Origin of the sequence: Streptomyces sp. AF1A, from assembly GCF_047340315.1 — a bacterium.
Lineage (GTDB): Bacteria > Actinomycetota > Actinomycetes > Streptomycetales > Streptomycetaceae > Streptomyces.
In genome coordinates this window covers 45,685-58,522 of the sequence record NZ_JBLEBI010000026.1, presented here as the reverse complement: position 1 = coordinate 58,522, position 12,838 = coordinate 45,685, and the positions used below count along the sequence as shown (strand labels likewise).

The following is a 12,838-nucleotide window of genomic DNA, read 5'->3' as shown; positions in this document are numbered from 1 at the left end:
CCACGGTGCCCTCCGGTTCGATCGCGGCGAGGTCCCTGCCGCGGGTCTCGCGGGAGGCGAGGACGGCGAAAACGGTGATCAGGGCGGCGAGGCCGACGTACACCGAGATCGGGGCGGAGCTGCCGTAGGAGCCGAGCAGCGCGGTGGCGATCAGCGGGGCCGGGGCGCCGGCCGCCACCGAGGAGAGCTGGGCGCCGATGGAGGCGCCGGTGTAGCGCATCCGGGTGGCGAACAGCTCGGAGAAGAAGGCCGCCTGGGGCGCGTACATGGCGCTGTGGAAGATCAGCCCGACGGTGACGGCCAGCACCAGCGCGGGGAACGACTTGGTGTCCAGCAGGGCGAAGAAGGCCCACGACCACAGGCCCACGCCGACCGCACCCACCAGGTACACGGGCTTGCGGCCCACCCGGTCGGAGAGCGCGCCGAACAGCGGGATCAGGCAGAACTGCACGGCCGAGCCGATCAGTACGGCGTTCAGGGACGTCTGCTTGTCGATCCCGAGGTGGTCGACGCAGTAGGTGAGGACGAACGCGGTGATCACGTAGTACGAGATGTTCTCGGCCATCCGGGCGCCCATCGCGACCAGGACGTCCCGCCAGTGGTTGCGCAGCACCGCGACGAACGGCAACTGCTCGGCCCGCTCCTGCACCTTGCGCCGCTCAGCCTTGGCCAGCGCCTCCTTGAACAGCGGGGACTCGTCGACGGACAGCCGGATCCACAGACCGATCATGACCAGCACGGCGGAGAGCAGGAACGGCACCCGCCAGCCCCAGGAGTCGAACGCGTCGTCGCTGAGCACGGTGGTCATCAGGGAGAGCACGCCGACGGCGACCAGGTTGCCGGCCGGTGCGCCGCCCTGCGGCCAGGAGGCCCAGAACCCGCGCCTGTTGGCGTCACCGTGCTCGGAGACCAGCAGGACGGCGCCGCCCCACTCGCCGCCGAGGGCGAAGCCCTGGATCAGGCGCAGGGTGGTCAGCAGCAGGGGGGCCGCGACACCGATCGTGCGGTAGCCGGGGACGCAGCCGATCAGGGCGGTCGACAGGCCCATCATCAGCAGGCTGATGACGAGGAGCTTCTTGCGTCCGAGGCGGTCGCCGAAGTGGCCGAAGACCACGGCGCCGATCGGGCGGGCGGCGAAGCCGATGGCATAGGTGAGGAAGGACAGCAGGGTGCCGGTCAGCGGGTCCGAGTCCGGGAAGAACACCCGGCCGAAGACCAGGGCGGCGGCCGAGCCGTAGAGGAAGTAGTCGTACCACTCGATGGTCGTGCCGATCAGGCTGGCAGCGACGATCTTGCGCAGACCGCCCGGTCTTGCGGAGGTGCCTGGGTCGTTCACGGCGTTGTGAGCGCTGGGCATGGTTGTCACCGTTTTCGCAGTGGGAGGGGAGCGGAACCTCCGGAGCCGGCCGACGCTGGGGGACGGGGGCGTGGGCCCGGGGGAGTTCGTCGGGTGGTGCGCCGGGGGCAGCGGCGCGCGGGTGCCGCGCCGGCCGGCCTCAGCCGATGGGCGAGAGTTGTCTGCCGTGCCGTCAGTGAGCCGTCCAGCCGCCGTCCAGGGGGATCGAGCTGCCGGTGATGTATCCGGTGTGTCCGGTGCACAGCCACAGGGCCGCCCCGGCGACCTCGGACGGCTCGATGAGGCGCTTGATCGCGGTGCGTTCCAGGAACACCTGGTCCATCACGTCCGCCGCCGGGATGCCGTGGGCGAGCGCCTGGTGGGCGATCTGCTCCTCGACCAGCGGCGTGCGGACATAGCCGGGGCTGATGCAGTTGCTGGTCACGCCGTGCTCGGCGCCCTCCAGGGCGACCACCTTGCTCAGGCCCTCCAGCGCGTGCTTCGCCGTCACGTACGCCGACTTGTAGGCGCTGGCCCGCAGGCCGTGCACCGAGGAGATGTTGACGATCCGCCCCCACCCCCGCGCGTACATGTGGGGCAGGGTGCGGCGCAGGATGCGGAACGGCGCCTCGACCATCACCCGCTGGATCAGCGTGAAGCGTTCCGGAGGGAACTCGTGCACGGGGGCGACGTGCTGCAGACCCGCGTTGTTGACCACGATGTCGGAGTCGTCCGGCAGCGCGTCGACGGCATCGGCCTCGGAGAGGTCGGCCACGATCGCGGTGCCGCCGACCGCCTCGGCCACCTCCTTGGCGGCCTCGGCGGCCCGGTCCACCACATAGACCTCGGCACCGGCCGCGGCGAAGCCCTCGGCACAGGCCCGGCCGATCCCGCTGGCCGCACCGGTGACCAGGACCTTGCGGCCGGTGAGGAAGCGGGTCGGGGGCGGCCCGTACGCGGCGAAGGCGCCGGGCTCGGGATGCTGGGGCGAGCCCTCGGCGGAGCTCCTGGTGCTGTCCATGGCCGAACACGGTAGGGAGGAACCATGAGCTGAGACACGTGGGCCGCCGACATATTTCCGCGGAAGAGAATGGGCCTCGCCACCATGAGTGGGCGGCCGGTGGCCGCACCGGCGGTTCCCGGCCGCCCGACATGCGCGACAAGGGCGGGTACGCCCGCCCGCACGGTTTTGCGCATGTCACAGCGTTGCCGCCGAGACCATGGGTGGACGAGCCACGCCTGGCACCGCGGTCCTGGCTGCCCGTCACATACCCGGGTGGGCCGGCCGGTCGTACGGTCCGCTCCCAGCAAGCCGGTACGACAGCGGGCCGGACGCGGCCGGATGCCGCGCCGGCCCGCCACCGGGACGGGCACCGGGCGGCGCACCGCGCCCGCGCCTCCCCCCCACTCCCCACCACCCACCGGAGTCGCCCCCATGCCTCACCCCACCTGGCGCGGATTCTTCCGGCGCACCGCACTGGCCGCCGCACTCGGCGCCTTCGCCGCCGCCCTGACCGCCGTGACCCCCCTCGCCCCGAGCGCGGCCGCCGCCGGCACCCTGCAGCAGGTCACCGGCTTCGGCTCGAACCCCGGCAACCTGGCGATGTACGAGTACGCACCCGCCAACCTCCCCGCCGGCGCACCGCTGGTGGTGGCTCTGCACGGATGCACCCAGTCGGCGAGCGACTACCACACACACTCCGGCTGGCAGAAGTTCGCCGACCAGTGGGGCTTCGCCGTGGTCTACCCGCAGACCGGCCCGGCCAACAACAGCCTGTCCTGCTTCAGCTGGTTCGACTCGGCCAAGGACACCCGCGGCAGGGGCGAGGCGGCCTCGATCCTGCAGATGGTCGACACCGCCGCCGCGCAGTACGCAACCGACCGCAGCCGGATCTTCGTCACCGGTCTGTCCGCCGGGGGCGGCATGACCGCGGACCTGCTCGCCGACTACCCGGACGTCTTCGCCGGCGGCTCCGTCGACTCCGGCCTCCCCGCGCAGTGCGCCACCACCCAGGCCGCCGCCTCCGGCTGCCAGTACAGCAGCCAGAACCTCACCCCGAAGCAGTGGGGCGACAAGGTCCGCGCCTCCTACCCCGGGTACTCGGGACCATGGCCGCGCGTCGCCATCTGGCAGGGCTCCTCCGACACCACCGTCTCCCCGGTCAACGGCACCGAGCTGCGCGACCAGTGGACCGACGCCTGGGGCATCGGCCAGACCGCCTCCAGCACCCGGAACCTGACCGGCGGCACCACCGAGAGCATCTACGACGACAGCACCGGCGAACCCGCCGTCGCCCTGTTCTCGGTCCGGGGCATGGCGCACGGCCTTGCCGTGAACCCCGGCTCGGGCGCGGACCAGTGCGGCAGCACGGGGACCTACTACCTCAACTCCATCTGCTCCAGCTACTACACCGCGAAGTTCTGGGGCCTGGACGGCAGCGGCGGCCAGGGCGGCACCGGTTCCCTGCCCGCCCCGTCCGGCCTCACGGTGACCGGCACCACCGACACCGGCGCCTCGCTGTCGTGGAACCCCGTCAGCGGCGCCGCCTCGTACAGCGTCTACCGCAACGGCACGAAGGCCGGCTCGGTCACGGGCACCGCGTACACCGACACCGGACTGTCCGCCGCGACCTCCTACAGCTACACGGTCGCCGCGGTCGATGCCTCCGGCGCCGTCGGCGCCTCGTCCGCCGCGGTCACGGCCACGACGACCGGCTCCGCGCCCCAGTGCTACACCGCCGACAACTACAGCCAGGTGCAGGCCGGACGCGCCCACCAGAGCGGCGGCTACACCTACGCCAACGGCTCGAACCAGAACATGGGCCTGTACAACGTCGCGATCACCCACACACTGAAGGAGACCTCCCCGGGCTACTTCGTCATCGCCGACTCGGGCTGCTGAACCGGCGATGACCCGCGCCTGCGCCGGGAACCGCCGGCCCGGCGCAGGCCACGCCCGTGCCGCTCGCGCGGAATCCGGGGCGGAAACACTGGTCCAACCAGTTGACCAGTGAGCCCGTTGGGTTCACCCTGAGCGCCATGACCGAGGGACCCATCCGGCGCGAGGCCGTCTCCGACCAGCTCTTCGCCCTGTTGCGCGACAGGATTCTCGGCGGGCAACTCCCGCCCGGGGCCGCGCTCACCGCCGAGCGGGACCTGGCAGCCGAGTTCGGGGTGAACCGGCACGCCGTCCGCGAGGCCGTCAAACGGCTGCAGCAGGCACGGCTGGTGGAGGTCAGCCACGGCGGCCGCACGCTCGTCCTGGACTGGCGGCACACCGCGGGACTCGACCTCGCCATGGGCATCGCGGCGGCCGACGCCGGGCCCTCGGTGGCGGATCTCGCCCGCGACGCCCTGGAGATGCGGGCCTGCATCGGCGCCGACGCGGCCCGGCTGTGCGCGATCCGGTGCTCCGCTCAGGCCGCCGGCGAGATCGTCGGGGCCGCCGGCCGGTACGCGTGCACCGGGCCCGACCTGACCGAGCTGGGCGACGCCGACGTCGCCTGGTGGCGGCTGATCGTGGAGGGCTCCGGGAACATCGCCTACCTGCTGGCCTTCAACAGCCTGGTGGGCGGCACGCTCCCGGTCGCGGACGTGCCGGACGACCTGCGGACCGCGGAACTCCTCGACATCGAGGCGCATCAGCGGCTGGCGGCGCACATCGCGGCGCGCGAGGCCGAGGCGGCCGAACGGCTGGCGCGCGAACTGCTGTCCCGCAGCGTGCCCGCCACGCCCCGGAAGGCGGTGCGCTGACATGATCCCGGCCGTCGTCTACGCGATACCCGCGTTCGTGCTCCTCGTCGTCGTCGAGGCGCTGTCCTTCCGCTTCCTCCCGGACGACGACGAGCGCGGCTACGAGATGCGGGACACCGTCACCAGCATGTCCATGGGCGCCGGCAGCCAGGTCGTCGCGGTGCCGTGGAAGGCGGTGACGATCGTCGTGTACGCGGCTCTCTTCGCCGTCGCCCCCTGGCACCTGTCACCGTCCTCCGCGTGGACGTGGGTGCTGCTGTTCTTCGGCGACGACCTGGCGTACTACGCCTTCCACCGCGCCCACCACCGGGTGCGGGTGCTGTGGGCGAGCCATGTGGTCCACCACTCGAGCCTCCGCTTCAACCTCTCGACCGCCCTGCGCCAGAGCTGGACACCGATGACGGGTCTGCCCTTCTGGCTGCCGCTGGCGCTGCTCGGCGTGCCGCCGTGGATGATCCTGCTGCAGCAGGCCTTCAGCCTCGTCTACCAGTTCTTCCTGCACACCGAGCGGGTGGACAAGCTGTGGCGGCCGGTGGAGTGGTTCTTCAACACGCCGTCCCACCACCGCGTCCACCACGGCTCGAACAGCGTCTACCTGGACCGCAACTACGGCGGCATCCTCATCGTCTGGGACCGGCTCTTCGGCACCTTCGAGCCGGAGGGCGTGCGCGTGGTGTACGGCCTGACCAAGAACATCGGCACCTACAACCCGGTGCGGGTGGCCTTCCACGAGTTCGCCGCCGCCTGGCACGACGTGCGCACGGCCCGCCGCTGGCGCGACCGTGCCGGGTATCTGTTCGGGCCGCCCGGCTGGGCACCGAGGGCGGACGCCTGACGTGCCACCGCTGATCGTCGTCTTCGCCGCGCTGGCGGCCCTCGACATCGCAGGTGTCGCGACCGGCCCGCCGCTCCTGGAGTGGGTCGCCAAGCCGCTGCTGGCACCCGTGCTCGCCGTACACCTGTGGCGCCTGACCGGCACCCGGCACGTTCCCGTCCTGGCCGGCCTCGGCTGCGCCACCGCCGGTGACGTGGCGCTCATACTGCCCGGCCGGGCGGCCTTCGGCGTCGGAATCGCCTTCTTCCTGGGCGCGCAACTGTGCTGGACGGCCGCGTTCCTGCGCGCCGGTGCCCTGCGGTATCTGCGTCCCCGCCGCCTGCTGTGCGCCGTCCACCTCGCCGTGTGGGCCACCGCGGTCGCCGCCCTCGCCCCCGCGCTCGGGCCGGTCCTGGGAACCGCGGTGGCCGTCTACGCGGCGGCCCTGGTCACCATGGCCCTGACCGCGCGTGTGCTGGGACGCCGGGCGGCCTGGGGCGGGCTGGTGTTCATCGGCTCGGACCTGCTCGTCGCTCTGGGAGCCGCGGGGGCCGGCTTCCCCGGGCGCGCCGTTCTCGTCATGCTGTCGTACACGCTCGCCCTGGCCCTGATCACCACGGCGTTCACCACCGCGCAGGCACGCCGGTCCGAGGGGACGCCCACTGCTCGCCGGGGGACGTTCGTGACCCGCGCGAGCGACTGACGCCCGTCGCCGCGCCGTTCGCGAGGCTGCTCGGCGCACCGCAGGGCCCTCGCGGTGGAACACGTCGTCGGGAGCGCTTCGGCCGAGGGCCGCGTCGCGTGCCCGCCCGGGGTCGGCCGATGCCGGCGGGGCTGTGCGTCGTTCCCGGCGCGGCGGTCACAGGTACCGGGTCAGGAACTGGACGGCCAAGCTGGTGGCGGACACCACCAGCCACAGGCAGCCGCCGAGCAGCAGGGGTGCGGGGCCGGTCCGGCGCAGCCGGGAGGGTTCGGTGGACAGGCCGATCGCGGACAGGGCGACGGTGATCAGGAAGACGGCGAGCGCGCCGAGCGGGGCGTGGGCGCGGGACGGGACGAGGCCGGCCGTGTTCACGCCCGCCAGGAGGATGAAGCCGGTGAGGAACCACGGCACCAGCCGGCCCACGCGCACCGGGCCGGGACGATGACGCGCGGGACCGCCCCCGTCGGCGTCGTTCGCCGCGTCCGCCGTGCGCGCGCGCCGGCGGGCGAGGGCGGCGAGGCCGAGGCAGACCGGGATGATCATCAGGGTGCGGGTCAGCTTGATCACCACCGCGTAGTCGGCCGCCGGGCCGCCGTAGGTGGTGGCGGCCGCGACCACCGACGACATGTCGTTGACCGCGGTGCCCGCGAACAGGCCGAACGCGTGCTGGCCCAGCCCCAGCAGATGCCCGAGGGCGGGGAAGGCCAGCACCGCGGCGATGTTGAAGACGAAGATCGTGGACACGGCGTACGCCACCTCCGCCTCGGCCGCGCCGATGACCGGCGTGACCGCGGCGATCGCGGAGGCGCCGCAGATGCCGGTGCCCACGCCGATCAGCGTCCGCAGGTCGCGGACCACACCCAGGCGGCGCCCGATCCCGTACGCCGCGGCCAGGCAGACCGCGAGGGTCACGATCATCACCGGCAGCGAGCCGGCACCGACCCGCAGCACCTGGCCCAGGGAGAGCTGCGCACCCAGTACCACCACCGCGGCCTGCAGCACCTCGCGCCCGGCGAAGGCGATGCCTGGCCGCAGCCGGTCCGCGGGACGCACCGCGAGCGCCACCAGCACGCCGAGCACGATTCCGCTCACCGGCCCGCCGACGACGGGTGCCAGGCGGCCGACCGCGGTTGCGACGAGGGCGACACCGACGGCGAGGGCGAGCCCGGGCAGCCGGCCGGCGAAGCCTGCAAGTCGCGCGGCCAGGCGCGGAGGGCGGGTGGTGGCTGATCGGGGGAGGCTGGCGTCCTTCATGATCACCATCCTGGGCGGCGCGACGCACGCTCTGTAGTCCCCGATCGAGCAGGAGGTCATAGCGCAGACGCATGACTGGCTCATACGCTGGCGCTGTGACAGACTCCTCGGCGCCGCTTTCCCGTCCCGTCCCCGTCCCCCCGCGCACGCCCGACCTGGAGTCGCTGCGGCTCCTCGTCCTCGTGGCCGACCTGGGGAGCCTGGGCCGGGCCGCCGAGCGGCTGCGGATCTCCCAGCCGTCCGCCAGCCGCCGGCTGTCCACGCTGGAACGCGGGCTGGGGCTGGTGCTGGTCGACCGGACCCGCCGCGGCTCCCGGCTGACGCTGGCCGGGCAGGTGGTCGCCGGACACGCCCGGCGGGTCATGGACGAGCTGGACGAACTGCTCGCCGGGGCGGTCAGGCTGCGTGACCGGCGGGAGGCCGAACTGCGCGTCGCGGCGAGCCTGACCATCGCGGAGTACCTGCTGCCGGCCTGGATCAGCGAACTGCGCGCCCGTCGGCCCGAGTTGTACATCGGGCTGCAGGTGACCAACAGCGGGCACGTGCCCGAGCTGGTCGAGTCGGGCGAGGCCGACGTCGGGTTCATCGAGGGGCCCCACCTGTCCCGCGTGATGTCCACGCGGCAGGTGGCCGAGGACCGGCTCGTCGTCGTGGTCGACCCCGCACACCCGTGGGCACGGCGACGCGAACCGCTGTCGGCACAGGAGCTGTCCCGTGCGCCGCTGGTGCTGCGCGAGAGCGGTTCCGGCACCCGGCAGACCCTGGACCGCGCCCTGCACCTGGCCGGCTGCGAACGCGTGCGGCCCCTGGTGGAGCTCGGCTCGACGGCCGCCGTGCGCGGCGCGGTGATCGCCGGCACCGGGCCGTCCGTCCTGAGCGAACTGGCCGTCCAGGGCGACATCGCCGAGGGCCGGCTGATCGGCGTGGACGTCGCGGGCGTCGACCTCACGCGCGACCTGCGCGCGGTCTGGCCGACCGGGCGGCGCCTGGTGGGCCCGGCGGCGGAGCTGGTCACAGTGGCACGCCGCGAGGCCACCGGCGAGCGCCGGCCCCTCACGTAGAGCCTGCCGGCGGGCAACCGGCCCGAGGGAAGACACGCGCGCCTTCGTCGTGCGGGCGTCCACCAAAAGCCCATGAGGAAGATCACGTCGGGCGGACGCGGTCTTGGCCGCGCCCACGCCACACGGTACGGTCTGTCCGATATCGACGACGGCGAGACGGAAGCCGGTGGGAATCCGGCACGGTCGCGCCACTGTATGCGGGGCGCCCTCCTGGGGCGTTGCGTGAGTCAGACCCGTGGCCGTCGTCCTGTGCACCACCGAGATGGGACGCGAACTCCCAGAGGAGGTTCTGCCATGGCGCAGACCGTCGCTCAGCCGACAGCCACCACTCCCGCCATCCCCGCCAAGCTTCCGCTGAAGGCGATAGCGCCCTGGGCGGTCTTCTTCGGCATCCTGATGCTGGTCCTGCTCTACTTCGTGGGCGCCGAGCAGGGTGCCACCTCCGTGTTCAACGGCACCGGCGTCCACGAGTGGGTGCACGACGCCCGTCACCTGCTCGGCTTCCCCTGCCACTGAGCCCGGGGGAGAGCACACGCTCATGAACTCGGCAACGGTAAGGGGCCTCCTCGTGCGGGGCATGCTCGCCGGCCTCGCGGCCGGCGTGCTCGCCCTCGTCGTGGCCTACCTCCTCGGTGAGCCGAGCGTCGACAGGGCGATCGCCTTCGAGGACGCCCACTCCCACGAGCACGAGATGGAGGTCGTCTCCCGCTCCCTGCAGTCCACCGCCGGTCTGGCCACCGGCGTCCTCGTCTACGGCGTCGCCTTCGGCGGCATCGCCGCGCTCGCCTACTGCGTCGCGCTCGGCCGCGTCGGACGCTTCACTCCGCGGGCGACCGCGCTGCTGCTGTCCGGCTGCGCCCTGCTCGCCGTCTACGTCGTGCCGTTCCTGAAGTACCCGGCCAACCCGCCCTCGGTCGGTGAGCCCGACACCATCGGCAGGCGGACCGCCCTGTACTTCCTGATGATGCTGCTCAGCGTGCTCCTCGCGGTGTTCGCGACCATCCTGGGCAAGCGCCTCGCGCCCCACCTGGGCACCTGGTGGGCCACGGTCGTCGCGGTGGCCGCGTTCGCCGCGCTGGTCGGCCTGGCCTACGCGTTCCTGCCCGTCGTCAACGAGGTGCCGAAGGACTTCCCGGCCACCCTGCTGTGGCGCTTCCGGCTCTCCGCGCTGGCCGTCCAGTCCGTCCTGTGGGCCGGCTTCGGCCTGCTCTTCGGTGAACTGGCGGAATGCCTGCTGAACCCCAAGCCGGCAACAGCCCCGGGCGGCAACGGGGTTCCGGCCGCGCACTGATTCCTTCCGGACCACAGAGGGCTCATCGGAATCATCCGAAGAGCCCTCTGGCGTTCTTTGGACAGCGAGTCGCACGGAAGAGCGGGTACGGCTCGGCAGGCGGCTCGGCCGGACGCGAACCACCCGGCCGGGGGGCAGAGGAACGGAGCGGTCACAACTCCCGGCCGTGCCGCATCCTCCCCGGTGGCCGTGAGGCAGCGGGTCGGCGGCGCTGCCGCGCCGTCACCGGCATCCCGCGTCCGGAACGCCGGCGGCCGCGTTCCCGTCGGCGTCCGGCACGGCCAGGGGGCGCCCCAGCCGCAGATTCCAGCGCCCGGCCCGGCCGCTGAGTTCGGTCACCGTGAGCGGTGCCACATCGAGGCGCCAGAAGACAGCGGCGGGCAGGTCCAGCGCTTCAGTGATCGCCGCCCGCACCACCTCCGGCTCGACCACGGCGAGCACACGACCCTCGAGGGCCCCCGCTCCCTCCAGCCACCGCGCGACCCTCTCGCACAGGGCCTGCACGGACTCGCCGCCGTGCGGTGCGCTGCCCGGGTCGGTGAGCCAGCGGGCCACGGCGTCCGGCTCGGCAGCCGCGACCGCCTCCAGCGCGCGACCTCGCCAGCGGCCCACGTCCAGGCCGTCCAACTCCGGCGTCGCCACGCCGTCGAGGCCGAGTGCGGCCGCCGTCTCCCGGCAGCGCACACTCGGGGACGCGACCACGTGCGCGGGCACGGGCAGCGACCCGGCGGCCGCTCGGGCGCGGGTCGCGCCGAGGTCGTCGATCGAGTCTCCGTCGTAGAACAGGGCCCGCCGCAGCGAGGCGCTCGTGGCGGGTGAGACGAAGGCGACGCGGCTGGTCACGTGGCTGCTCCTGCTGTCGGTGTCATGGGACGAGGGTGTCCGCCGCGTACAGCATCCGCGGACGCGGGTCCGGGCCGACGGCCGGGTGCCCCAGGGGTGGATGCCGTTGACGGGTGCGCGAGAACAGCTTCGTCCGACGTCGGCCCGGTGGGAAAGAGCGCCGGGATCACGAGGGGGGAGGGGTGGTACGCGGGGTCAGCGAGCGGAGAAGCCTCCATCCACAGTGATCACAGCCCCGGTCACCTGCCGGCTCTCGTTCGAGGCCAGCCAGACCGCGGAGTCGGCGACGTCCTCGGGTTCGATGAGGGCGTTCATGGGCTGGTCCCGCATGAAGATCTGTTCGTGCTCGTCGACGGGTACGTCCAGGGACCGGGCGATCTCGGCGAGCATGCGGCCCTCGACATGGGGGGCGTCGCGGACCGAGCCCGGGCACAGGGCGTTGACGCGGACCTTGTGGGGTCCGTAGTCCAGGGCGGCTGCTTTGGTGAGACCGACGAGTCCGTGCTTGGCAGCGACATATCCGGCGAAGTGGCGGTAGCCGACCAGGCCGGCTGTTGAGGTGATGTTGATGATGCTGCCCGTCTTGCGCTGGGCCATGAGTCCGCCGACGCAGCGGATCAGCCGCCAGGCCCCGGAGAGGTCGACATCGAGCATGAGCTGCCATTCGTCCTCCTCGATCTCGTGCGTGGCCTTACCCGACGGTGCGGCGATGCCGGCGTTGTTGACGAGGACGTCGAGGTGCCCGAACCGGGCTGTCGCGGTCTCCACCGCATCCTGGACCTGGTCGAGGTGCCGTACGTCTGTGCGGTGGACGAGTACGGCGGCGCCCTCCTTGCGGCACAGGTCTGCCGTGTGCTCGAGCTGGCTGGCCGACCCCAGGGGATACGGCACGCCAGGCAGGTTCTCGGCCACGTCGAGGAGGGCGAGGTCGGCGCCTTCCCGTGCGAAGGCCACGGCTGTCGCCCGGCCGAGACCGCGGGCGGCGCCGGTGATCAGAGCGGTTTTGCCGTCGAGTCGGCCGGTCATCGCGGGGCTGCTCCGAGGTCGTGGGCGTCGTCCAGCTGGGCGGCGATGAGGCGGAGAACGCCGGGGCCGTGCTGGGTGAGGTACATGTGTCCGCCGGGGAGTTCGGCGGTGGTGAAGGCGGCGGTGGTGGCGTCGGCCCACTGAGCGGCCTGAGTTGCGTCCACAAGTTCGTCGTCGGTTCCCCGCAGAGCGGTGATTGGTGCCTTCAGGGGTGTGTCGGTGGAGGGCCGGTAGTTCTCGTGCATCTCGACGTCGGCCCGCAGGACGGGGAGGAGGAGCTCGAGCATCTCGGGGTTCTGCATGGCCTCGTGGGCGTAGCCGGCGAAGCCGCGGACGCGGGCGAGGAACTCTTCGTCACTCAGTCCGGTAGCCCGGTTGGTGCGTGGCTTCCAGGGGCCGGCTGAGCCGCTGACGACCAGGCGCTCCAGAGGGACCGGCCCTCGGTCGGCGATCCGGTGGGCGAGTTCGTAGGCGAGGACCGCGCCGAGGCTGTGGCCGAAGACGACAGCGCGTTCGGCGGTTTCCAGCTCGGCCGCCACCCGGTCCCAGGCCTCGTCCATGGCGGCGGAGGCGTCAGCGACGGGGTCGTCGAGGAACCGTTCTTCGCGGCCTGGCAGCTGAACGGCGGTGATGCGGATGCCGTCTGGTGCGTCCTTCTGCCACTTCTTGAAGAAGGAGGCGCCTGCTCCTGCGAAGGGCAGACAGATCAGTGCGGTCGGCTGCATACGGCGCACCCTTTCCTTCGGGTTGTGCGACG

General features: G+C 72.5%; 13 protein-coding genes and 1 riboswitch. Of the genes, 7 read left to right on the top strand and 6 right to left on the bottom strand.

Features of this window, described 5'->3' with window-relative positions; genetic code table 11:
- Both ACLU3S_RS11475 and ACLU3S_RS11470 read right to left on the bottom strand, forming a co-directional pair.
- Positions 1-1,357 (bottom strand): MFS transporter (locus tag ACLU3S_RS11475; protein WP_413951671.1); only part of this gene is annotated, 1,357 nt, incomplete at its 3' end.
- Between the two features lie 172 nt (positions 1,358-1,529).
- A complete protein-coding gene (locus ACLU3S_RS11470; protein ID WP_413951670.1) occupies positions 1,530-2,357 on the bottom strand; it encodes a 3-hydroxybutyrate dehydrogenase in 828 nt (275 codons plus the stop codon).
- A gap of 414 nt (positions 2,358-2,771) precedes the next feature.
- Between ACLU3S_RS11470 and ACLU3S_RS11465 the strand changes: the two genes are divergently transcribed.
- The 4 genes from ACLU3S_RS11465 (at position 2,772) to ACLU3S_RS11450 (ending at position 6,606) form a co-directional block, all read left to right on the top strand.
- Positions 2,772-4,238, top strand: coding sequence for a PHB depolymerase family esterase (locus tag ACLU3S_RS11465; RefSeq protein ID WP_413951669.1), 1,467 nt, complete (start codon positions 2,772-2,774; stop codon positions 4,236-4,238).
- A 137-nt stretch (positions 4,239-4,375) separates the two neighbouring features.
- The gene (locus tag ACLU3S_RS11460; RefSeq protein WP_413951668.1) at positions 4,376-5,089 is read left to right on the top strand and encodes a FadR/GntR family transcriptional regulator; all 714 of its coding nucleotides are present in this window, start codon (positions 4,376-4,378) and stop codon (positions 5,087-5,089) included.
- A 1-nt stretch (position 5,090) separates the two neighbouring features.
- Positions 5,091-5,924, top strand: coding sequence for a sterol desaturase family protein (locus ACLU3S_RS11455; RefSeq protein WP_413951667.1), 834 nt, complete (start codon positions 5,091-5,093; stop codon positions 5,922-5,924).
- 1 nt (position 5,925) lies between these two features.
- Positions 5,926-6,606 carry a lysoplasmalogenase family protein gene (locus ACLU3S_RS11450; protein ID WP_413951666.1) on the top strand — a complete coding sequence of 227 codons (681 nt, stop codon included), beginning with the start codon at positions 5,926-5,928 and terminating at the stop codon, positions 6,604-6,606.
- A 156-nt stretch (positions 6,607-6,762) separates the two neighbouring features.
- On the opposite strand, the gene ACLU3S_RS11445 is transcribed toward ACLU3S_RS11450, so the two are convergent.
- Entirely contained in the window at positions 6,763-7,860 is a 1,098-nt protein-coding gene (locus ACLU3S_RS11445) for a YeiH family protein (RefSeq protein ID WP_413951665.1), read from the bottom strand.
- A 95-nt stretch (positions 7,861-7,955) separates the two neighbouring features.
- Here ACLU3S_RS11445 and ACLU3S_RS11440 point away from each other — a divergent pair, with 95 nt between their 5' ends.
- From ACLU3S_RS11440 to ACLU3S_RS11430, 3 genes are all read left to right on the top strand, one after another.
- Complete coding sequence (locus ACLU3S_RS11440) at positions 7,956-8,921, top strand: LysR substrate-binding domain-containing protein (RefSeq protein WP_413951664.1); 966 nt, start codon at positions 7,956-7,958, stop codon at positions 8,919-8,921.
- A 112-nt stretch (positions 8,922-9,033) separates the two neighbouring features.
- A riboswitch (cobalamin riboswitch) is annotated at positions 9,034-9,179 on the top strand.
- A gap of 36 nt (positions 9,180-9,215) precedes the next feature.
- Complete coding sequence (locus tag ACLU3S_RS11435) at positions 9,216-9,437, top strand: CbtB domain-containing protein (RefSeq protein WP_413951663.1); 222 nt, start codon at positions 9,216-9,218, stop codon at positions 9,435-9,437.
- 22 nt (positions 9,438-9,459) lie between these two features.
- Positions 9,460-10,212 (top strand): CbtA family protein, encoded by a 753-nt coding sequence (locus ACLU3S_RS11430; RefSeq protein WP_413951662.1) that lies wholly within the window; start codon positions 9,460-9,462, stop codon positions 10,210-10,212.
- Between the two features lie 222 nt (positions 10,213-10,434).
- Here ACLU3S_RS11430 and ACLU3S_RS11425 read toward each other — a convergent pair whose 3' ends face one another.
- From ACLU3S_RS11425 to ACLU3S_RS11415, 3 genes are all read right to left on the bottom strand, one after another.
- The gene (locus ACLU3S_RS11425) at positions 10,435-11,055 is read right to left on the bottom strand and encodes a histidine phosphatase family protein (RefSeq protein WP_413951661.1); all 621 of its coding nucleotides are present in this window, start codon (positions 11,053-11,055) and stop codon (positions 10,435-10,437) included.
- Positions 11,056-11,250: 195 nt separating this feature from the next.
- Positions 11,251-12,081 carry an SDR family oxidoreductase gene (locus ACLU3S_RS11420; RefSeq protein ID WP_413951660.1) on the bottom strand — a complete coding sequence of 277 codons (831 nt, stop codon included), beginning with the start codon at positions 12,079-12,081 and terminating at the stop codon, positions 11,251-11,253.
- Complete coding sequence (locus ACLU3S_RS11415) at positions 12,078-12,806, bottom strand: thioesterase II family protein (RefSeq protein WP_413951659.1); 729 nt, start codon at positions 12,804-12,806, stop codon at positions 12,078-12,080. Before ACLU3S_RS11415 ends, ACLU3S_RS11420 begins: the two co-directional genes overlap by 4 nt.
- Between the last annotated feature and the right edge of the window lie 32 nt (positions 12,807-12,838).